Below are 20,005 nucleotides of genomic sequence, written 5' to 3'. Positions count from 1 at the left end.
CGCAAGCCACTGAACCTTGCGAGATCACGGAACGGCACCCGCCCCGGCCGACGCATCATTTCCTCGACACGCCGACGCGAAAGGACGGCGCGTGACATCCGGCGTCGTCCGCCGCGATAACACATAACATATCGAACGACTCACCTACATCAGTTCATATCAAACTGTTGCAAATGTGTATTATTTGTTCGCTAGAGAAAGCCATCAACGTTACGGGGGCTGGCGTCACAACTCGGCGGGCCGGGCTCGGTCATGGCAAGACCATGAGTCGAGATACTCCTAGCTGGTAGAGTTATGCGACGATCAATGCCTCTCCCGCTGCCCTTGGGACCAGACAGGGTGAGATGTCCCGGTCAGGTGGAATTTCCCTGCGGTCGTGGTCGCACCTTTTTGCTCCGACAACCGCCCGCCCGCCGAGGATGTGATCGACGATGGACATGCCGTTGCACAGAACCCGCGTCAACTATAGCGGTGGGCGGGAAGAAGCTTCGTCCTCGATGTCGGCCTTGATCGACCAACTGTCCGGACTGGCCCGGCGACAGTATCGGGTCATTCTCATCGTGCCTGCCGTGGCAATGGCCATCGGCCTGCTCTATCTGCTGCTCACTCCCTCGCAATACACCGCGACCGCTACGCTTTTGATCGACAGCAGCACGCTGCGGGTCCTGCAGAACCAATTGCAGCCGCAGGGAGATATTCCGCTCGACACGCTTCAGGTGGGCTCCCAGGTCGAAATTCTCGCTTCGCGCAAGCTGGGACTCGACGTTGTAAGGAGCCTCAAGCTCGCCGACGATCCGGAATTCGCTGGTGGCTGGAGCCTGTTCTCGCGTCCGAACGTCACCTCCTCCGACACGGTGGAAGATCGTGAGCAGAGGGCGCTCGATGAGTTTCTGGCTCATCGCTCCATCACGCGGGGCGACAAGACTTATGCGCTGAACATCTCATACACGTCGCGTAGCCCCGAGACCGCGGCCAAGGTCACCAACGCGATCGCGGAAGCCTATATCGACGACCAGCTCGGCGCAAAATACCAAACGGTCACCCGCGCAGGCGCCTGGCTCCAGGACCGGATCAACGAGCTGAAGTCGAAGGCGGCGACAGCCGATCGCGCCGTCCTGGAGTTCAAGGAAAAGAACAACATTGTCGACCTCGGCGGACCGAACGTATCGGCCGGCAGCGCGAGCCGGCTCATCGGCGAACAACAGCTGTTCGAACTGAACAGCCAGCTCGCCGCCGCGCGCGGCGTCACCAGCGAGGCCAAAGCCCGGCTCGACCGGATCGAGCAAGTCCGAAAAATGGACGTCAGCGAGGGCGCCGTCGCAGATATCCTGAAAAACGAGGTCATTACGCGGCTTCGCAATCAGTATGTCGACCTGTCTGCGCGCGAGGCCAACATCTCGACGAGATATGGTGCGGACCATGCGGCCGCGATCAACCTGCGCGACCAGATGGAGGAAACGCGCCGAAACATCCGCGGGGAGCTCGGACGGATCGCTGGCAGCTACAAGAGCGATTACGAGATCGCCAAGACGCGCGAAGAGAGTCTGGAGCGGTCGCTGGCCGGCCTGGTATCCGAAGGCCAGCTCACCAACCGCGATCGGCTTGGATTGGCCGAGCTCGAAAGCTCCGCCAAGGTCTATCACACGCTCTACGACACTTTCCTGCAGCGTTATATGGAGGCGATACAGCAGCAGTCGTTTCCGATCACCGATGCACGCGTGATCAGTCCAGCCGTCGCGCCGAAGAAGAAAAGCAAGCCGGTGGCGTCATTCGTCCTTGCCATCGCGCTCACGATGGGGCTGATGGCGAGCTTTGGAATTGCAGCCTGGCGCGAGGCGGTCGACGGCGTCTTCCGTACGGGATCGCAGGCCGAACAGGAATTGGGCGTCCGTTGTCTTTCGGTGATTCCGCTAGCGGCCGGACAGGCACCTCGAGCATCGTCGCCTCCGCGATCGATCGCGACCGGATTCGATGCAGAGGCCGGTCGACTGGCTCCGCCGCCGCAAACCGTGGAGAACGTGGCGGCGGATACACCCCATTACGCATTCATCGATCCGTTGAAGCGACGCGCAGTCGACGATCCGATCTCGGTCTTCACCGAAGCGTTTCGCGCAATCAAGATGAGAGCGTGGCTGGAATCCACCATCCGCGAGAACAGGCTGATCGGCATCACCTCGACCGTCGCGGGCGAAGGCAAGTCCACTGTTGCCTCGAACCTTGCGTCGTTGTTGGCCGATGCCGGTCGACGCGTGATCCTGATCGACGCGGACCTGCGCAATCCTACGCTTGCCCGCTCGCTCACGCCACGGCCGTCAGCCGGATGGCTGGAGGTGCTGAGCGGCAAGATCGATCTCGCACAGGCCACGGGCCGAGACGCCGCCACGGGACTGGCGCTGCTGCCTCTGCTGCTGACCGAAGCTCCGGTCCATTCCGACGAGGTGCTGGCGTCGCAGGGATTTCGAACCCTGCTTGATCGACTGCGCGAAAGCTATGATTATGTTATCGTCGACCTTCCGCCGATCGCACCCGTCGTCGACGTGCGTGCGATCGTCCCGGTGATCGACTCCTTCGTGTTCGTGGTAGAATGGGGAAGCACCAGGATCAAGGCGGTGCGGCGCCATCTGCTGGCCGAGCCGGACCTTCACGATCGCCTGCTTGGCGTGGTGCTGAACAAGGCCGATCTGAGGGTTCTCGAAAAATTTGAGCAGCCGGGTGTTTATCAGAATGGATACTACAGAAGTGGCAGCTAGAGGTGCCGTTGAATTGATGCCGAGAGGGCGCCGCGCCGGATCCCCGCTTCGGCGGGTGCGAGCCCTCGGATGAGCAAGCGGATCGCTCTCATCACCGGCGTGACCGGTCAGGACGGCGCCTATCTCGCCGAATATTTGCTGTCGCTCGGCTATGTCGTGCACGGCATCAAGCGGCGTTCGTCCTCGTTCAACACGGCGCGCGTCGATCACCTCTACCAGGACCCGCATGTCGGCAACGTGCCGTTCCTGATGCACTATGGCGACATGACGGATTCGACCAATCTGATCCGCCTGGTGCAGCAGATCCGGCCGACCGAGATCTACAATCTCGCCGCCCAGAGCCACGTCGCCGTCAGCTTCGAGAGCCCGGAATACACCGCCAACGCCGACGCCATCGGCGTGCTGCGCCTGTTGGAAGCGATCCGCATCCTCGGCATGGAGAAGGAGACGCGGTTCTACCAGGCCTCGACCTCCGAGCTCTACGGCCTGGTGCAGGAGATCCCGCAGAAGGAGACGACGCCGTTCTATCCGCGCTCGCCCTACGGCGTTGCAAAACTCTACGGCTACTGGATCACGGTGAACTACCGCGAAGCCTACGGCATGTTCGCCAGCAACGGCATCCTGTTCAACCATGAGAGCCCGATCCGCGGCGAGACCTTTGTGACCCGCAAGATCACCCGCGGCGTCGCGCGTATCGAGGTCGGGCTGGAACAGACGCTCTATCTCGGCAATCTCGAAGCCAAGCGCGACTGGGGCCATGCGAAGGACTATGTCGAGGGCATGCACAGGATCCTGCAGGCCGACAAGCCCGATGACTTCGTGCTCGCCACCGGCGAGATGCGCTCGGTGCGCGAGATGGTCGAGCTGTCCTTTGCCCATGTCGGCCGCCGCATCGCCTGGCGCGGCAAGGGCGTCGAGGAAACCGGCGTCGATGAGACGAGCGGCAAGATTGTGGTGAAGATCGATCCGACCTATTTCCGTCCGACCGAGGTCGATCTCCTCGTCGGCGACGCCAGCAAGGCGCGCGAGGTGCTCGGCTGGACGCCGAAGCGCAGCTTCGCCCAGCTCGTCGAGGAGATGATGGCAAGCGATCTGGCGGAGGCAAAACGGGATGCGGCCAGTGGCAAACGCACCGTTTGAGCTGAGGGGCAAGAGCGTCTATGTCGCCGGCCATCGCGGCATGGTCGGCGCCGCGCTGCTGCGCCGGCTGGCGCGGGAGGACGTGCGGCTCGTCACCGTCGACCGGCGCGAGGTCGATCTCTGCAACCAGGCCGCCGTGTTCGACTGGTTCGCGAAAACGCGGCCGCAAGTGATCTTCCTCGCCGCGGCCAAGGTCGGCGGCATCGTCGCCAACGACACGCTGCGCGCCGAGTTCATCTACGACAACATCGCGATTGCCGCGAACGTGATCCAGGCCGCGCATCAGAACGGCGCCGAGAAGCTGATGTTTCTGGGCTCGTCCTGCATCTATCCGAAGCTGGCGCCGCAGCCGTTGCGCGAGGATTCGGTGCTATCAGGTCCGCTGGAGCCGACCAACGAGCCCTATGCGATCGCCAAGATCGCCGGCATCAAGATGGCGGAGGCCTATCGCAGCCAGTATGGCAGCGACTTCATCAGCGTGATGCCGACCAATCTGTACGGCCCCGGCGATAATTATCACCCTGAATTGAGCCACGTCGTCGCCGCCCTGATCCGCCGCTTCCACGAGGCGAAGGTTTCGGGAGCAAAGAGCGTCATCGTGTGGGGCACCGGCACGCCGCGGCGCGAGTTCCTCTATGTCGACGACATGGCGGATGCCTGCGTGCACCTGATGAAGACCTATTCGAGCGCGGAGCTGGTCAACATCGGCACCGGCGAGGACATCACCATCGCCGAGTTCGCGCGCGTCGTGGCCGACATCGTCGGCTACGGCGGCGAGATCGGTTTCGACACATCGCGTCCCGACGGCACACCGCGCAAATTGCTGGACGTCAGTCGTCTCGCCAAGCTCGGCTGGCGCGCCACGACCTCGCTCGAGGATGGTGTGAGGCGCGCATACGAGGCGTTCCTATCGAGCCATCCAGCCACGATACGCCAGCTGTCTGAGGTCTTGCGCTAGACGAGTAGGATTATAGGGCAGCCGAAAGGCCGGTTCTGGCGCTAGCCGCTGTCGGGGCGCCGCAAGCGCGTTCCCTGACGCGCCCGAAGTTCCTCTTCGTATTTCAGCTTTTCCAGCAGCATGTCGGTCACAAGACGTCGCAATTGCGCGTTCTCGAGCTCTAGCCGCTTGATTGTGTCCACACTGCTGGCGTCGGCCGAACCGAGCGGCCGGCCATCGGCCTCGCCGCGCCGACCACCAACCGGCTCGGACGAGTCGGGCATCTTCTTCCAGCGGTGGTAGGTCATGATGCTGACGCCAAGCGCCTTCGATATTTCCCGCTGGGTCTTTCCCTTGGCCGCAAGTTCGTTGGCTTGCGCCAGCTTGGCCGAAATCTCCTCCGAGGCATGCCTCTTGCCAACCATCGTGGTCCTCTCCGGCCAGAATCTTGCCAGTCCGGACTTAGTAAGCGCGAATCGTGAACGTTTTCAATAGGCCGGCGAGAAATCCTGGACCGGCTATCGGCCGGCAGACCCGTCAGTGCATGCGTCCGCCGATGCGACAAGACGTCATAAAGTGCGGTCCCACGCTCCAACCGGTCGCACCATCGAACAGGTCATTCCCAAATGTACCAATGTTAACTTTTGCGACGACACCGCTTCGAGGCGATTGCGGCCGGGAATTTCTGGTCAATATGCGTTACGCGGCCGGATCAATTCGAATGCCGTCTTCAGCATGATATGAATATCCAATATCAGGCTCCAATTATCAATATACCATAAGTCGAGTGCAACCCTCCGTTCCATCAGCTCGAGCCGCGGCGTGCCCCCGCGATAGCCTTGAACCTGCGCCCAGCCGGTAATACCCGGCTTGACGTGATGGCGGAACGCGTAGTTCGCGATCATGCTGCCGTACTCGTAGTCGTGCACCAGCGCGTGCGGGCGCGGCCCGACGATCGACATATGGCCCTGGATCACGTTGAGGAGTTGCGGCAGTTCGTCGATGCTGGTCTGGCGGATCAGGCGTCCGACCCGGGTCACGCGCGGATCCTGCTTCGTCGCCTGCACGACCGTGCCGCCGTCCTCCTGGACGCTCATGCTGCGCAGCTTGTAGATCACGAACGGCTTGCCGTTGAAGCCATGGCGGCGCTGCCGGAAGATCACCGGTCCGTTCGACTCCAGCTTGATCGCGACTGCGACGAGGATCAGTACGGGGGACAGCACGACCAGCGACGTCGCCGCCACGATGATGTCGAGCAGCCGCTTGGTCAGGCGATCGAGAACCGACAGCGGCGCCGGCTGCACCTCCACCATGTAGAGCCGTTGAGGCATCGACGTCTGGTGGCGCAGCACGGTCGACACCGCGCGATCGGGCAACAGGCGCACCGGAAGCGGAATGACCCGCAACCGGTCGAGCAAGGCCTCAATGTCCCGGGGACCGGACCAGGACAGCGCCAGCACGATCTCCTCGGCAGCGGCCTCCCGTATGCGCTTCATCAGCTCGTCTTCGTGCCTCCCCGGAGCAGCGAGTTTTGGCGCTTCGTCCCTCGGCAAAATGATGCGCTCGACCTCGTGCAGGCCAAATCTGGCGAGCAGCTCGCTCCTCCCGAACTGGGCCAGCTCGCCTTGCGTTCCGATCACCACCACACGCCGGCCGCGGATCGTGCCGGCGACAAGCGCCGAGCGAAGGCGTCGTTTCCCCAGCCAGCGCGCGACGAGAAGGCCGGCGCCGCCGATCGCGAAGAGGCAGACGACCGAGCCACGCGATGCGTCGCCGCCGGATTTGAACAGAAACAGCACGACCGCGAGGACAAGAGCAGCGAGACACCAGCCGGCCAGGACCCGTCCGCCGTCGAGTTCGTCGTCCAGCAGCTGGTTCAACCGGTAGAGACCGAGGAAATGCGCGACCAGGACATAGGCGAAACTCGCCACCAGACCGAGCCCGGCATAGAAGGAGCCGTCGGCGGTGCCTCCAAGCGCGCGCTGATAGGCAATGCCGCCGATGGCGCCCGCTGCGACGATGATCGAGCAGTCGACGGCCGCGAACAAGGGCTCGATGAAGCTGAACGGGATCGCCAGACGGACCCGCGATCGGCCTTCGAACGCCGATATCGGCTCACCCGCATTGGTCAGATCGGTCACAATTCGCCCCCGGGGTCGGTTCGCGATCCCGATACCACGAGCATTGTACCATAATTATGATACTTTTACGGTCGATTAACCAATGCATCATTCATGGATGACGGCGCCTTCGCCTCGTCATCCGATTGACATGAATCTGCAATCCGCCGCGTGCTCAAGCGCGATGAGATCAGGCTGAATCGTCATCGCGCTTGAGGTTATTGTTCGACTAGCGCGACGGCGCAGCGTCAGGTTTGGGCTCGATCAGCCTGGACAGCGCGATCTCGTTGACCACGGGCGGGGTCTGCTTCAGCAGCTCCGCCACATAGGCGCGGCGGTTGGCCTCGATGCGCTCGGCCCGCATCCGCTGCACGAGGGCGTCCCGCACGTCCGCCAGCGGCCGCGTATGCGACGCCTCGGTGTCGAGCAGCTTCAGGACGTGCCAGCCGTCCTCGAGCCGGATCGGATCGGCAATGCCCGACTTCGGCAGGCCGGTGACCTGCCCACGGATCTCGCTGCGCATATCGGGCTCGGCGACCCAGCCGATCTCCCCTTCTCGCCCCGCGGTTGCCGCATCGTCGGAGGATGCCTTCGCGATCGGACCAAACTCCGCGCCGGGCTGCTTGATCTTCCGCACGATGTCATCGAGCTTCTTGCGCGCGGTGTCCTCAGCGGCCCTGTCGGCGTCCTTGGCGAGGTTGACCACGATCTGGGCCAGACGGAAGCGGCGGGGAACGAGGAACGCGCTGGCGTTCGCCTCGTAGACGCTCTTGATGTCGGCCTCGCCCGGATAGCTGTCGCCGAGCGCCGTGACCGATTGCAGGTAGCTCTCGACAATCAAGGTGTCGCGTGCGCGCGCAAGCTGCGTCACGACGGCCGGCTGCTGGTCCCACTTCTTGGCCGCGGCCTCCTTGAGCACCAGGCGGTTGGCGAGGATCGCGCGCACCGTCTGGCTCAGCAGCGCCGGATCACGCGCCATCGCAGCCTGCTGGCGGGCATCGAGAAGCTGGATGGTGGCGCGCACTTCTTCCGCGGTGACGTCGCTGTCGCCGACCCGGGCGATGATCTCGCTGCCCTTCACGGCCGCATTGTCCTGCGCCGCATGAACTGGCTGCGCCGCCGCCGGAGTGGCCGGCGCAGGCGTTGCGCGCGGCGCTGCGGGCTGGGGCGGATTGCGCGTTTGCGCGAGTGCCGGCGATGACGCCGCGGCGTGGAGCGCACCGGCGAGCAGCACGAGCTTGAAAACGTTCCGGGTCATGGCTTGGCCTTCTGTTCGATGATCTGATCGCGAAGATCCTGGGCGGCGTTCTGGTGCTCGACCCGCTTGAACCCGATCACGGGATCGTGGTGGATCACCTTCTCCAGCGGATCCATCTTCTCGTATTGCTTGACGGTATCGTCGGCGATCCTGACGAGACGGACATTCTTGGCCTCGCAGGCCTTGGCGCTCGCCTTCCACGTCGTCGCCTCGCCCTCGAACTTGGAGCGCTCCGCATCCTTGGTGCGTGCCACGCTCGCTGCTTCGCCATAAGCGGCCTTCCATTTTTCCAGGGAATCGTCGCGCTCGGCGATCCGCTCGTTGAAGTCCTTCACCGCCTGGCGATAGGCCTGCTCGGCCTCCTTGACCTGGGCGCGATAGCCCTCGATCTGCTTACGCAGGCGGTCGCGCTCCTGCTCGGCCGAAGTCAGCTTGGCCTGGACCGCGGCGCGCTGATCCTCGGCGGCGCGGGCCTGCGCGGTGGCGCTGCGCAGCGCCTCGCGCAAGCGATCGCTTTCCTGGTCGGCATGGGCGGCCGAGGCGACCATCAGCGCCAATGCAGCAACGGATGTGAGACGTAACAGCCTCATGATCAGAACCTCGCGTTGAGATCGAGCTGGACGATGTCGACCTTGTACGGCAGGCCGGCGATGTTGTTCGCGCTCATCCAGCGCACCGAGCCCCAGATGTTCTCGCCGAGGCCGACATTGCCGCCGATGAAATAGCCCTTGAGATTGGTGCCGCCGAGGCCGAAGTCGGAATCGACGAACGCATCCACCATCGCGTCGGACTCTAGATATTTGTAGCCGACATGCGCGTTCCAGTCCCAGAGATGCTTGATCTCCTTGTTGCCGACGGTCATGCGCGCAAGCCATCCCTGGTTGCCGCCGTTGTAGGGGCTCGGGCTGCCGTCCGTCGTCCCTGCGAAGTTGTTCGGAAACACGGCGACAGCGGCGACGGCGCTGCGATCGAATGCCGTGTTCCAGACGTACTCGGCGTCGAGGATGACGTGAACCGGATTGAACTGCGCGAGATCAAGCTGGGCGCTCGCGACGACCGGCCGGAAGTCGCTGGCCAGACCATAGTATTGATAGTCCAGCGATCCGCTGGGGAACGCGAGGGTCGGCAGGACGACGGGGACGTTGCGCAACCGCATATAGGTGTTGCCCTTTTGCGCAAACAACGGACGAAGCAGATCAGTGTCGCATACATCGCTGGCGGTATAGACCACGCAGGGGCTCGACAGCTTGCCGCGCAAATTAGCGAAGTCATAGTAGGCGACCGCCAGAGTGAGCGTCGTGTCGGGATCGATCCGCGCGCCGAAGCCGCCTTGCGCACCGAACAGCCATCTGTCCCGGCTGGCGAGCTTGACCGGGCCCGCCAGATCGGCCGTGTTGAGGCCCGCGTTCAGGTCGGTGTTGAATACGGGGAATGCACCGCCGGCGAAGAAGGGCGTGAATCCTTCGGCGATTTCCTGCTTGGCCTGGATGGCGAAACCGTCGAAGCCGAGATCCCTGTACCAGACCAGGTCCGTCGGTGACCAAAACGGGTTGTCGAACCGGCCGACCGAGGCGACGAGATCCTGCATCGGCTGGTACTTGATGAAAGCGCGGTCAAGCCAGAGCGCGTATTTCGAGAAATTGCCACCGTTGCCGCCAAATGTCTGATTGGTGGAAACGGGAGAATTGTTGTCGCCGGTGGAAATTCTCAAGCCCGCAGTGAAGCCGTCAAACAGATCGACATCGGCACCGAGCCGGGCGCGAAAGCGAAACCGGTTGCGATCCTGCGAGGCGTTGTAAGTCGGGTAGAAAAACTGATTGAACGCGTTGGTGTTATCTTCAAGAAACGGATTGCCGGTGTTGATGGCGTTGAAGTTCTCGAAGAGGTTATAGTTGCCGGCCGGATAGTGGACCCCCTCATACCGTGTGCGGACGTCGCCGTAGAACCTGATCCGCTGCGCCCATTCCGGATACTTGCCAGGCGACGCCCAATTCTCCTTGTGGGCGCGGTCCATCACCTCGGCCCTGATCTCCTCGCGCAGCTGCTTCTTGACGATCTCGGGCACGTAGGTGACGCGCTTGGTGCCGGGCGGTGACGTCGCATCGGCGGCGCTGGTCGCCTTCTTCTCCGCGCCTTCCGCCTTGGCCGCGGCATCGCGCGTCGCCTGCCGGGCGACATAAGCTTCGTCGTCGGCCTGCTTGACCAGGACCGCGGCCTGTTCCTCGCTCAGCGTTCCCTGCTTCACGAGCAGATTGATCAGGTTGACCGTTGCGTTCGATGAAGGCGGCGCGTCGCGCGAGACGGTCGGACGTTTGCCCTGCGGCATCCCGTCGTCCTGCGCCGCGGCGGGGACTGCGAGCGCAAGCAGCACCGCTGCCGTCGCTGCCAGTTCTCGCGTCTTCATTTCACGCCACATGACATCACCTCTTCTGCTCTCAACTCAGTCACTGTCACTCGTCTCACCGCACTCACCCCCGGTTCTGGCCCGTGAGGCGGATGATCATCGGCATCGGCATGTCCTTCGGCGGCGGCTCGCGTGCGCGCAGGTTGCCGACCACCTGGTCACGGATCGCCACGTCGAGCGCACTGTCGCCCGTCAATGGCGACAACTGCACGCGACTGACCCGGCCCGAACTGTCGAGCCACACCCTGGCGACGGTTCGGAACGCGGCGTCGCGAGATTTTTCATTCGCCTGCAGTCCCGCGTCGATCTGCGACTGCAGCATGCTCGCGTACCAGCCGAAGCGGCTGTTGCCGCCGCCTCCGCCACCCCCGCGCCCCTTGCCCTGCGCAAAGCCGCCGCTGCCCGGCCCGGTGCCGAGACCGAGATCCGGCGGCCCCGGCGTCGGATCCGGTCCGGCATCGGGCGGCGCGTCCTTTGGAATGTCGACCGGCTTCTCCTCGACCACATCCTTGACCGGCGTCTGCTCCATCACCTTTTGCTCGGGCTGCTGCTCCGGCTGCTGCTCGGGCGGAGGCGGCGGTGGTGGCGGAGGCGGCGGCGGTGGAAGCACCATCGTCACCTGAAGCTCGTTCACCTTGCGTGGCGGATCCTTGTCGCCACTCATCACCATGATGACGATTCCGACCACCAATGCGATCACGACCAGCGCCGAGCCGCCGAGCAGCAGATAGCGCCGCCAAGCCGGCGGGCCGTCGTCGTCGTTGCTGTCGTCGCCCCACGCCATCGTCCCGTCTCATCGCGCCGACGGCTTGGTCGCCATGCCGACCTGGGTGAAGTTGAGGCGGCCGAGCAGATCGAGCACGTCGACGACGTTCTGGTACTGGGTCTGGCTGTCGCCGCGCACGACGATCGGAAACTCCGGCGTCAGCGCGCGCTGCTGCACCAGGCGCTGCTCGAGCTCGGGCAGCGTCACGGGAATGGTGTCGAGGAACAGCTTGCCGTCGTTGGCGACCGTGATCGCCTTGGTGGTCTGCTGTGCGAGGCTCGGCGCCGCGCTCGCCTTCGGCAGGTTCACCTTCATGCCCTGCACGGTCGCCGTGGTCATGATGATGAAGATCACCAGAAGCACGTAGGCGAGATCGAGCATCGGCGTGATGTTGATGTCGTCGTACGGCTTGCTTTCGGACTGGACTTGCATGGGCTCACTCCGCCGCCTGCTTCACCGGCTCTTCCGGCAATTCGTAGGACTCCGCGATCCGCGTGATGAACTCATCGACGAAGACCTGCATCTCGCTGCTGACATCCTTGATGCGGATCGTCAGGTAGTTGTAGGCAAACAGCGAGGGGATCGCGACGCCGAGGCCTGCGACGGTGGCGACCAGCGCGGCCGCGATACCCGGCGCAATCGCATTGACGTTGACGTCGCCGCTGGCCGCGATCGCCGCGAAGGTGATCATGACGCCGACCACCGTGCCGAGCAGGCCGAGGAACGGACCGCCCGAGATCGCGATGGTCAGCATCACCATCAGACGATTGAGGCGCTGGCTCTCCCGCACGTAGCCGCTGTCGAGCACGGCGCGGATCGACTGGATTGCCTGCGGCGACAGCCGGCGGTAACCGCCGCCAGCAAAGCGGCGCCGGATCTCCTGCGCACCGGCCGCGAACAGGCGGTAGAGCGGCGCGGCATGGACCACCTTGCGCTGCTTCTTGCCGAGCTCGCCGCCGAAGCTGGGATCATTCTCTTGGCTGTCGAGCTGGAGCAGCCCGCCGATATCGGTCGAGGTCTCGCGAAAATGCTTGAGGAAGATCGTGTTGCCGGCAGAGACGCGGTTCAGATACGAGATGCGATCGACCATGACGTACCAGCTGATCAACGCCATGATCCCGAGCAGGCCGATGACGACCCAGCCGTCCAGCGTCACCGAGCGCAGGATCACGCCGAAATAGCCGCCGCTGAACCAGCCCGCGTTCTCCTCGTCGACGCTGAAGGAGATCAGCTTCGCCTGGTCGGGCCCCTGCCCGACCGCCGACAGCTTGATGAAACCGGCCGAACGCGCGACCTTCGCGATCGCAAGCTCGTCGACGTCACCGGCAAAGCCGGCGGCAGAGCCAGAAGGCGCGGCCGCGGGCGGCGTCGCCTGAGCCGCGTCGGCTGCGGGCGCGACTGCATCCGCGGCGGGAGCTGCCGCGGTAGCGGCGCGACCGAGTTGCGCCACGGCGGTCATGGTGGGCAGGGCCGCAGCAAGCGTCGCGACCTGGTTGCCGTCGACGTAAAGGATGGTCTGGGCGCCCTTCGCCGTGAATGCGACCTGGTGCCAGGTCCCGGCCGCGATCGCCGTCCCGCCGGCAGTACGCTGCGTATTGCCGCCGCTCGTGACCTCCACGAACGCCACACCGTTGTCCAACCCAACCGTCAGCCCGTTCGCGCCCTCGTTACGAGAGAACAACACTGCCCCCGGCTGCGGCGCAGTCATCTTGATCCAAAGTGACCAGCTCAGCTCGCCGCCTTCCGCGGTCACGAGCGAGGGTGAGCCGGGAAGCGTAAGCGCAGTCTGCCCGTCGAGGCGCGCGCCTTGCCCGATGATGGCGCCGTCGGCGGCCGGGACCGCGTTCTGGGCGGTGTTCGCCCAGGCGGTGATGTCCTGCGCCGGCGTCGAGCGGTCGTTGAAATGATAGACCAGCAGGGTGTCGGGATCGTAGGTGCCCTTCGCGTCGACCGCGGTCGGCGCCTTCTGGTTTCCGTAGTAGAGCCAGATGTCGTTCTTCGTACCCGGCTTCAGGTCGGGAACGCCGACCCAGACCAGCGCTTCGCCGAGCAGCGAGTCGTATTTCTCGACATGGTGCTTGAGCGGCGTCTTGTCGTCGCCGGCAACGAAGCGAAGGTCGCCGCCGTCCTCCTTCGCCCCACCGAAGCGAAAATTGCCGACATGCAGACGCACGAGAATCGGCGTGGTGCCGATGGCATCGCTGATCCCTGCGCCGGACGGACCGGTGTCGATGGTGATCTTCTTGCGCAGCGTCCACTGATCGTTCCACCACGCCGCCGCGGGCGACGGCCACAATGCGGCGAGGAAGACGAACGCGAGCATCACCGGCGCGCTCAGGCGAAGTCCGGGGCGTGATCCAAAGCGAAGGAGCGACATCTAGAATTCTCCCCAGACCCGAAAGCTGAACCGTGGATGACTGGCGACCGTGACCTGCTGGCTGGTCAGCGGCATGCCGACGAAAACGATGCTGTTGAGATAACGCAGGCTCTTCATGCGCATCCCGACGCCGTAGCTTGCGAGGTCGAAATGCGACTGCTGATCGACCAGCGGCTCATGGATCCTGACGTTGCCGCCGTCGACGAACGTGAAGAAGCGTACCTCGTCGAAGGCGTTGTACTTGATGGCTTCGCCGATCGGATTGGGCAGCTTCTGCTCGAGATATTGTGCGAGATTGGGCGTGCGCAGCTCCAGCGTGCCGGCGACGCCGTAGTCGCCGATCACCTCGGATTCGAGATAGCCGCGCACCGTGTCCTGTCCGCCGAGGCTGAATTGCTCGCTGGACACCAGCGGCTGATCCGCCGCCTGTCCCTGCAGTTTCGCGTAGAGCTGGAACCCGCCGGCGAAATCCTGAGTGTGCGAGATGTCGGCATGCAGCGTGATGAAGCTCGCGGTCGCGTCGAAGCGCTTGGCGTCGAACTCGTCACGGCTGGAGCCGATGCCGCGCAAGTTAGCCGTGATCGTTGCGTTGAGCTGCGTGAGCCGCCCTTCGCCCTGCCAGGTTGCGCCATAGGTGCCGACGAGCGGCACATAGGTTACGGGCGAGTCGAAGGCATCGGAGCCGAGCTTGAGCGACTGCTTGAAATCCTTGTAGTCGACCCCGAGCGACAGCGTATGGAACAGTTCGCCTCTGGACGGCAGCGTCAGCACCGCACGCCCACCGACCACCTGACCGGGACCAACAACGTTCGAGCCGCCGACGGTCGCCACCGAGCTGTCCGAGGTCAGGCCATAGACGAGGACGCTGAGCCAGTCGATTTCGGTCCGCGCCAGGTACGAACCCGACACGACCATGGCGTCCTTCGGGTTCATCGGCGAGACCTGGTACGTCCAGGTCATGGAGTGACCGAGCTGCCAGAGATTGTCGTAGCGCATCGAGATGCTGGTGCGCAGCGGCGTGGTGCTCGGGCTTTGCTTGTTGTTCAGCTCGATGCTGCCGTGGAGCGGAAGCGTGTCCTCGATGTTGAGATCGACGTCGACGGTGCCAGGCGCGACGCCTGCTCGCAGCGCCGGCGTGACGCGCCGGTCGGGCCAGCGGTTCAGCGCGACGATGTCCTTCGTCACGTCCTGAAAATTCGGCAACGTTCCTTCCTTGAGCGACGGCGCGGCGCTCTTGACGTTGTCGAGGTCGAAATAACGCGAGCCCTTGACGCGGAGGCGTCCGACCCGGTTCTCGGTGACCTTGAGCACGACGAAACCGCGTTGCGCATCCTGCTGCGGCACGGCCACGCTGACGGTCAGAAGGCCCTTGTCGTGATAGGCCTTCTCCACCGCGGCGCGGGCCTTCTCGACATCCTGCGAGCTCCTGTCCGGACCGAGGAAGGGATAGACCGCAGCCTCGATCTCGATCTGCGGCAGATTGTCCGCACCCTCGACACGATACTCGTCGATATCGAAACGGGTTTCCGGTGCTGCCGGCTTGGCCGCCTCCGCCCCACTCGTGCCGGGCTTCGCACTGGCGGGCGCGGCGGCAGCAGGCTTCGCCGCAGCCGGCCTGCTCGCGTCGGCCTCCGATTTCGCCGCGGCCGGCTTCGTGCAGATCGCGCAGATGATCAGGCCGCAGATGGCGAGACGCGAGGCACATGCCGCATCAGACCGGCCACTCCGCACAGCGCGCAGCGGCAGCGGCGCATGACGGCGCGCGCCATTATGATACAGACGACGCGAATTCACCTCAGCCTCGATATCATGCTCGCATTGCGGACGCCCTTCGGCGACCGCAGCGTCCTTCGGACAGCCCGAAACCGACCGAGACGCGCCGGTCTGCGAGGGCCTTATCCGATAGACGTTGCGTGCGCAGGCGCAGCGAAAACTTTTTTACGATGCTCGCGACGCCACTCGATCGCTCGTGTGATGATTTCACGCAACATAACGTCACCATCACTCGATGCCTGTTACTCGATAACAGTTCGTCACATTATCGTTGTGCGGCCTAACTACCGTCCGGCCACAAATTGGGGACTGAGTGAAGTGGGGCGTAGCATGACCATCGACAGCATCAGCAGCTTGCGGACGCTTCTGCTCGCAGAGTATGTCGACTTCGATCGCAGGTTGACGCGCCGACTGGGCTCCTCGGACCTTGCTTCCGAAGCGCTCAACGAAACCTACCTCCGTCTCGAAGGCATGCGCGAGCTTGGGCCGGTGCGCAGCCCGAAGGCCTATCTATTCCGCATCGCGCTCAATATCGCTGCGGACCGCCGCCGTGCCGAGAAGCGCCGCCTCACTGTCGACGAGGTCGATGCCCTGCTCGAAATTCCCGACGACCGGCCCGACGCCGCGCGCGTGATCGAGGATCGCTCCGAGGTCAATCTGCTCAGGCATGCAATCGCCGAGCTTCCCGAGCGCCGCCGACGCGTGCTGATGCTCTCGCGCATCGACGGCATGCCGAACCGAGAGATCGCCGCCCTTCTCGGCGTCACCGTCCGCACTGTCGAGACCGACCTCAAGCAGGCGGTCGAGCATTGCGCTGATCGTCTCAAACGTCCCGTGCGGACCAAATTCGGTTTTCAGCGTCCAGCTTCGTCTTACGTACATAGATATGCCGATCGCGAGCATCCGCTCACGGCCGGCGTGTGCGGGAAAGCGCTGGATCGTGACGAAGCGAAGCCATCAGGTCGATCACTTGGATCCCTTAATCCGTGAAGCTCTTTCATGGATCATGCGCCTCAAGTCGGGCGAGGCGACGCTTGCAGATGCCGAACAGCTCATGGACTGGCGCGGGCGAAGTGCCGCGCATGAAAATGCTTTCCGCGATGCGGTAAAGTGCTGGCGCGCCATCGGCCAGGCGCTTGCGACCGGCCGTCCCGCGCCGGCAAGCCGGCGGCGGCGCGCACCGAAGGGCAAAGCACGCAGCTGATGCCTCAGGCCCGACCTGCGAGCCGCAGGGTCCTGCTCCTGCAACCTGTCAATGCAAATCAGACGGCGTCTTGCGGTCGGCTACGCTGCGCAGGCGCGTGTTCAGAGCAGCGAAATTGATCGCGCTCCCTCCCGTCAGGACGCGACCACGTGCGGGCGCGCCGCCCGCCGAAGTCCGTCCGAACGTCGGTTGTGGAACGGAGCCGGCGACGGCGACGCCGTTGGCCACCAGATGCGCACGGACGCGTGTGCAATACTCGACCGACAGATACGAGAATCGCGTTTCGCCATGGCCGGCGCGATACTTCATCGTGGCGGTGCAGAGATCGCCGTTGGCCCGGCGCCAGGCACCGGCGAGATAGCGAACGCCGTAGTGCACGTTGACCTCGGGCGAAGCCAGCTCCGCCGGCGTCCCGGCAAAACCCATCATTCGCGCAGTCGGCAGCATCACCTGCATCAACCCGACTTCGCCGTCCATGCCGACCACGGCGGGATTGTACCGGCTCTCGACCGCCATCACCGCATCGACCAGCGCGGGCGGCAGGCCGAAAGCCGACGCTTCGCGCTCGACCAGTTGCCGGTACTCGGCACGGCCGGCGCGCCAGTCGCGGCCGAACATGGCGCTCGTGCGGTACGTGAAATTGGCAAGCAGCGGATTTGCGGGAGGAAAATCGGCGGCGGTAAGCGGGCGCGGTGCAAACGGCTCCAGCGCCAAAGGCTCCACTGCGCCATCATCCGCGTCGTCCACGGAAGCCGCGACGTGGCCGATTTCGGCCTGACTGCCGTCCTTGTGCTCCTGGGCGCGCCCCTCGCCGCTCGCGACGATCAGCAGGCACAGCGCTGCGACCCGCCACGACCGGCGTATGCTTCGACTGGCTTGCAGATGTGAGGGAGATCCAGGCATCAGCGGTGCGGCGGCACGAGGGTGGGAGCGGATGGCCGAAAGGGAACGGCCGAACGACCGTAATTTGAGCCATATTGCTGGCGAACGGCCGCCTCGTTCGGGTTGCCGACACGCACGTCGGACGAGCGCGCGTCGACCGGTGGCAGGTTGAGCGAAGGATTGACCTTGTTGACCTCGCGTTTGAGCTGCTGATTGATGCAACCGAACGCGCTCTCGTTTCCGATCTGCACATCGACGCAGCGCTCGTATGTGGGCTTCGTCGCCTGCCCGCCGATGATTGTGCCCTGCCGCTCTACCGGCGGATTGCCCGGATTGGCTGATTGGGCCCCCGCACCTCCAGCCGCCGCGAGCGCGACGAGACCGGCCGCGACAGCGCGGCCCCCCGTCCGCCCGGACCAATACAAAACTCGGCTCATAGCCCTGTTCCTCCACCAGCCGGCAGGTTCGTTGGCCGGGCCGCGGGCGAGCATTAACATAATTCGATATCGTCGGATCGTATCCTGCACGATGAGTAACATTTGCGGCCCCGCCGTCAAGGCGCCTCCTCCGCCTCCATCATCAGAATGCCCGACCGGCTTCACTGCAAGACGGTGGTCGTCGAGGATGTCGGCCCCGGGAAGCGGATGTTGTTGACCAGGCTCACTCCGCTCTCTGCGGTCACGAGCGCCGTGTTGATGAAGGTCAGAACCTTCGTGACATCCACTTGCGCAGCGTTGGCGGCGTAGAGCACGTCGAACGGACGCATCGATAGCTTGGTGGCGATGAAATATCCGGCCGGATCCTGGAAGTTGACGTTGAAGACGATCGGCACGGAATCGCCGTCGAACCTGGAGCAGTCGACGCCCAGGCGCTGCGCCACCTCGCGCGGCTCACGGCGATAGAGGAAGACCGATGCCGGATCGGCCTGGAGATCGAGCAGGCCGCGCGCCTTCGCGACCGCCTGCGTCAGGTTGATACGCCAGGCATCGAAATTGAACTCGCCCTGCTGGCCGGTGGCGCCGAACGCGATGAATTTCATCGGCTCACGGTAGAGATAAAGGCGGTCTCCAGGCTGCACGAAGACGTTGCTCGCCGGGAAATAGACCAGATTGCCGAACGGTACCGTGGCGCGCTTTCCACCGCGCTCCAGCACGACCCACGTCTCCCAGCCGGCGCCGCTGATGCCGCCCGCGCGCGTGATCGCGTCGGTGATGCGGTCCTGCGCGCCAGCCGACGGCATGGGGAATCGCACCGGCGTCCTGACCTCGCCGAACACGCTGACGAGCGAGGAGCGCTGCTGGCTGGACGTCACCACGACCTGCGGATCGATCGCACGTTTCTTGATCTGCGCAAGAATGTCCTCCTGAACCTGCACATTGGTGCGGCCCGCGGCGCGGATCCGGCCGGCATAGGGCACCGTGATGTTCCCGTCGTTGTCGACGGCCTGATCGGGCAGATTCACGAAATTACCCGGGCGTACGCCGGCTTCCAGCGGCACGTAGAGCCCGCCCGCCGCGGCCTCGAAGATCGTGACGCTGATGACGTCGCCTATGCCGAACTTGATGCTCGACGGCGGACGCGTGTCCGCGAGATTTCCGGATAGTCCGTTTGGCTCGAATTTCTCGAGCACCTGCAGCACCTCGGGATTGAGCTTGACGACGGCGAACGGCAGCGCCGTCGTGTTCTCGTTCCTGATGTCGAGACTTGCCGGCCCCGACATCGGAATGAACCCACAGCCGCCGAGCGCGGCCGACGAGATCAGGCAGCATGCGATCAACAAGAACTTCCAAAATCGCATGACCGTTCGTTTCACACCAAGCTGACGCACACCTGGACCGGCTTGCGGGACGCCTCGCGGCGGAGCATGCCTCCCGCGCCGCCGGCGCAGGTGATGTGCGGTTCCTGCTGAGTAGACGCTCGGCGCAACGCATCTGCGAAAACGCGCACGGCACCGACGAGACTTCCGGGCCACAAATCCCGCGGACGCCGCCGCGCGTTTCGCGCGCGGCCGATGAACCCGACGAAATCGGTCGACCGAACGTGTCAACGCCCCGCAGCTGTCGCTCGGGTGCATCGATTGCTCAAATCAGCGAAGACGCGGCGCCCGGCGGCCGAAAAGGCCCCAGATCACATCAGTTCGAGGACAACAGCTCGCGCAGGCGCGCGAGCTCGATCTGGGTTTCGGAGACCATACGCATCAACAACGCATTCTGGTGCTCGAGATCTCTGATGCGGCGAAGCCGGCCGTCCTCGTCCTGTTTCAGACCAAGATCGTAGACGTTGGCCTTCAACCTAGGCAGCGCGGACTCGGAGCAGACCGGTTCGGTCGGATTCGTCGCGCGCATTTCAACCCCCAAAACAAAATTACAAACAGGCCGTCTCCAAAATGGGACG

General features: G+C 64.1%; 18 protein-coding genes. 5 read left to right on the top strand and 13 right to left on the bottom strand.

What is annotated here, in order from left to right; translation table 11 throughout:
• Window positions 1-431 precede the first annotated feature (431 nt).
• From ACKWRH_RS14245 to fcl, 3 genes are all read left to right on the top strand, one after another.
• Window positions 432-2,750, top strand: a complete 2,319-nt coding sequence (locus tag ACKWRH_RS14245) for a polysaccharide biosynthesis tyrosine autokinase (RefSeq protein ID WP_445221060.1) — start codon at window positions 432-434, stop codon at window positions 2,748-2,750.
• Between the two features lie 69 nt (window positions 2,751-2,819).
• A complete protein-coding gene (gene gmd / locus ACKWRH_RS14240) occupies window positions 2,820-3,890 on the top strand; it encodes a GDP-mannose 4,6-dehydratase (protein WP_445221059.1) in 1,071 nt (356 codons plus the stop codon).
• Complete coding sequence (gene fcl / locus ACKWRH_RS14235; protein ID WP_445221058.1) at window positions 3,871-4,848, top strand: GDP-L-fucose synthase; 978 nt, start codon at window positions 3,871-3,873, stop codon at window positions 4,846-4,848. The genes gmd and fcl overlap by 20 nt, the downstream gene beginning before the upstream one ends.
• A 41-nt stretch (window positions 4,849-4,889) precedes the next feature.
• Here fcl and ACKWRH_RS14230 read toward each other — a convergent pair whose 3' ends face one another.
• The 9 genes from ACKWRH_RS14230 to ACKWRH_RS14190 all read right to left on the bottom strand — a co-directional run bounded on the left by ACKWRH_RS14230 (window position 4,890) and on the right by ACKWRH_RS14190 (window position 15,546).
• Window positions 4,890-5,252: a helix-turn-helix domain-containing protein gene (locus ACKWRH_RS14230; protein WP_445221057.1), complete on the bottom strand. Its 363-nt coding sequence runs from the start codon at window positions 5,250-5,252 to the stop codon at window positions 4,890-4,892.
• A 264-nt stretch (window positions 5,253-5,516) separates the two neighbouring features.
• A complete protein-coding gene (locus tag ACKWRH_RS14225; RefSeq protein WP_445221056.1) occupies window positions 5,517-6,968 on the bottom strand; it encodes an undecaprenyl-phosphate glucose phosphotransferase in 1,452 nt (483 codons plus the stop codon).
• Window positions 6,969-7,176: 208 nt separating this feature from the next.
• The gene (locus tag ACKWRH_RS14220; RefSeq protein WP_445221055.1) at window positions 7,177-8,205 is read right to left on the bottom strand and encodes a peptidylprolyl isomerase; all 1,029 of its coding nucleotides are present in this window, start codon (window positions 8,203-8,205) and stop codon (window positions 7,177-7,179) included.
• Window positions 8,202-8,795 (bottom strand): hypothetical protein, encoded by a 594-nt coding sequence (locus ACKWRH_RS14215; protein WP_445221054.1) that lies wholly within the window; start codon window positions 8,793-8,795, stop codon window positions 8,202-8,204. The genes ACKWRH_RS14220 and ACKWRH_RS14215 overlap by 4 nt, the downstream gene beginning before the upstream one ends.
• Before the next feature lie 2 nt (window positions 8,796-8,797).
• Window positions 8,798-10,621, bottom strand: coding sequence for a putative porin (locus ACKWRH_RS14210; protein ID WP_445221053.1), 1,824 nt, complete (start codon window positions 10,619-10,621; stop codon window positions 8,798-8,800).
• A gap of 52 nt (window positions 10,622-10,673) precedes the next feature.
• A complete protein-coding gene (locus tag ACKWRH_RS14205) occupies window positions 10,674-11,393 on the bottom strand; it encodes an energy transducer TonB (RefSeq protein WP_445221052.1) in 720 nt (239 codons plus the stop codon).
• Window positions 11,394-11,402: 9 nt separating this feature from the next.
• Window positions 11,403-11,807, bottom strand: a complete 405-nt coding sequence (locus tag ACKWRH_RS14200; protein WP_027534659.1) for an ExbD/TolR family protein — start codon at window positions 11,805-11,807, stop codon at window positions 11,403-11,405.
• A 4-nt stretch (window positions 11,808-11,811) separates the two neighbouring features.
• Window positions 11,812-13,752, bottom strand: coding sequence for a DUF2341 domain-containing protein (locus tag ACKWRH_RS14195; protein WP_445221051.1), 1,941 nt, complete (start codon window positions 13,750-13,752; stop codon window positions 11,812-11,814).
• Window positions 13,753-15,546: a ShlB/FhaC/HecB family hemolysin secretion/activation protein gene (locus tag ACKWRH_RS14190; protein WP_445221050.1), complete on the bottom strand. Its 1,794-nt coding sequence runs from the start codon at window positions 15,544-15,546 to the stop codon at window positions 13,753-13,755. It abuts the gene before it with no gap.
• 309 nt (window positions 15,547-15,855) lie between these two features.
• Between ACKWRH_RS14190 and ACKWRH_RS14185 the strand changes: the two genes are divergently transcribed.
• Together ACKWRH_RS14185 and ACKWRH_RS14180 are read left to right on the top strand one after the other, a co-directional pair.
• Window positions 15,856-16,515, top strand: a complete 660-nt coding sequence (locus ACKWRH_RS14185; protein ID WP_445221049.1) for an RNA polymerase sigma factor — start codon at window positions 15,856-15,858, stop codon at window positions 16,513-16,515.
• Window positions 16,466-16,729: a FecR/PupR family sigma factor regulator gene (locus ACKWRH_RS14180; RefSeq protein WP_248882181.1), complete on the top strand. Its 264-nt coding sequence runs from the start codon at window positions 16,466-16,468 to the stop codon at window positions 16,727-16,729. The genes ACKWRH_RS14185 and ACKWRH_RS14180 overlap by 50 nt, the downstream gene beginning before the upstream one ends.
• A gap of 48 nt (window positions 16,730-16,777) precedes the next feature.
• Here the strand turns inward: ACKWRH_RS14180 and ACKWRH_RS14175 are convergent, their stop codons facing one another.
• The 4 genes from ACKWRH_RS14175 to ACKWRH_RS14160 form a co-directional block, all read right to left on the bottom strand.
• The gene (locus ACKWRH_RS14175; RefSeq protein WP_445221048.1) at window positions 16,778-17,632 is read right to left on the bottom strand and encodes a lytic transglycosylase domain-containing protein; all 855 of its coding nucleotides are present in this window, start codon (window positions 17,630-17,632) and stop codon (window positions 16,778-16,780) included.
• Window positions 17,632-18,150 carry a hypothetical protein gene (locus tag ACKWRH_RS14170; protein ID WP_445221047.1) on the bottom strand — a complete coding sequence of 173 codons (519 nt, stop codon included), beginning with the start codon at window positions 18,148-18,150 and terminating at the stop codon, window positions 17,632-17,634. Before ACKWRH_RS14170 ends, ACKWRH_RS14175 begins: the two co-directional genes overlap by 1 nt.
• A 59-nt stretch (window positions 18,151-18,209) precedes the next feature.
• Window positions 18,210-19,388 (bottom strand): polysaccharide biosynthesis/export family protein, encoded by a 1,179-nt coding sequence (locus ACKWRH_RS14165; RefSeq protein ID WP_445221046.1) that lies wholly within the window; start codon window positions 19,386-19,388, stop codon window positions 18,210-18,212.
• A 355-nt stretch (window positions 19,389-19,743) separates the two neighbouring features.
• A complete protein-coding gene (locus tag ACKWRH_RS14160) occupies window positions 19,744-19,956 on the bottom strand; it encodes a hypothetical protein (RefSeq protein WP_445221045.1) in 213 nt (70 codons plus the stop codon).
• Window positions 19,957-20,005: the final 49 nt, after the last annotated feature.

The organism is Bradyrhizobium sp. Pa8 (assembly GCF_052588265.1).
Note: the sequence above shows the minus strand (reverse complement) of the source record. Positions and strands in the feature narration are given on the sequence as shown.

Excerpts from the sequence above, each read along its gene's own strand:
- ACKWRH_RS14195 (WP_445221051.1), bottom strand. The coding sequence starts at position 13,752 with ATGTCGCTCCTTCGCTTTGGATCACGCCCCGGACTTCGCCTGAGCGCG.
- ACKWRH_RS14175 (WP_445221048.1), bottom strand. The coding sequence starts at position 17,632 with ATGCCTGGATCTCCCTCACATCTGCAAGCCAGTCGAAGCATACGCCGG.
- ACKWRH_RS14170 (WP_445221047.1), bottom strand. The coding sequence starts at position 18,150 with ATGTTACTCATCGTGCAGGATACGATCCGACGATATCGAATTATGTTA.
- ACKWRH_RS14205 (WP_445221052.1), bottom strand. The coding sequence starts at position 11,393 with ATGGCGTGGGGCGACGACAGCAACGACGACGACGGCCCGCCGGCTTGG.
- ACKWRH_RS14185 (WP_445221049.1), top strand. The coding sequence starts at position 15,856 with ATGACCATCGACAGCATCAGCAGCTTGCGGACGCTTCTGCTCGCAGAG.
- ACKWRH_RS14210 (WP_445221053.1), bottom strand. The coding sequence starts at position 10,621 with ATGTGGCGTGAAATGAAGACGCGAGAACTGGCAGCGACGGCAGCGGTG.
- ACKWRH_RS14230 (WP_445221057.1), bottom strand. The coding sequence starts at position 5,252 with ATGGTTGGCAAGAGGCATGCCTCGGAGGAGATTTCGGCCAAGCTGGCG.
- ACKWRH_RS14200 (WP_027534659.1), bottom strand. The coding sequence starts at position 11,807 with ATGCAAGTCCAGTCCGAAAGCAAGCCGTACGACGACATCAACATCACG.
- gmd (WP_445221059.1), top strand. The coding sequence starts at position 2,820 with ATGAGCAAGCGGATCGCTCTCATCACCGGCGTGACCGGTCAGGACGGC.
- ACKWRH_RS14215 (WP_445221054.1), bottom strand. The coding sequence starts at position 8,795 with ATGAGGCTGTTACGTCTCACATCCGTTGCTGCATTGGCGCTGATGGTC.
- ACKWRH_RS14220 (WP_445221055.1), bottom strand. The coding sequence starts at position 8,205 with ATGACCCGGAACGTTTTCAAGCTCGTGCTGCTCGCCGGTGCGCTCCAC.
- ACKWRH_RS14245 (WP_445221060.1), top strand. The coding sequence starts at position 432 with ATGGACATGCCGTTGCACAGAACCCGCGTCAACTATAGCGGTGGGCGG.
- ACKWRH_RS14160 (WP_445221045.1), bottom strand. The coding sequence starts at position 19,956 with ATGCGCGCGACGAATCCGACCGAACCGGTCTGCTCCGAGTCCGCGCTG.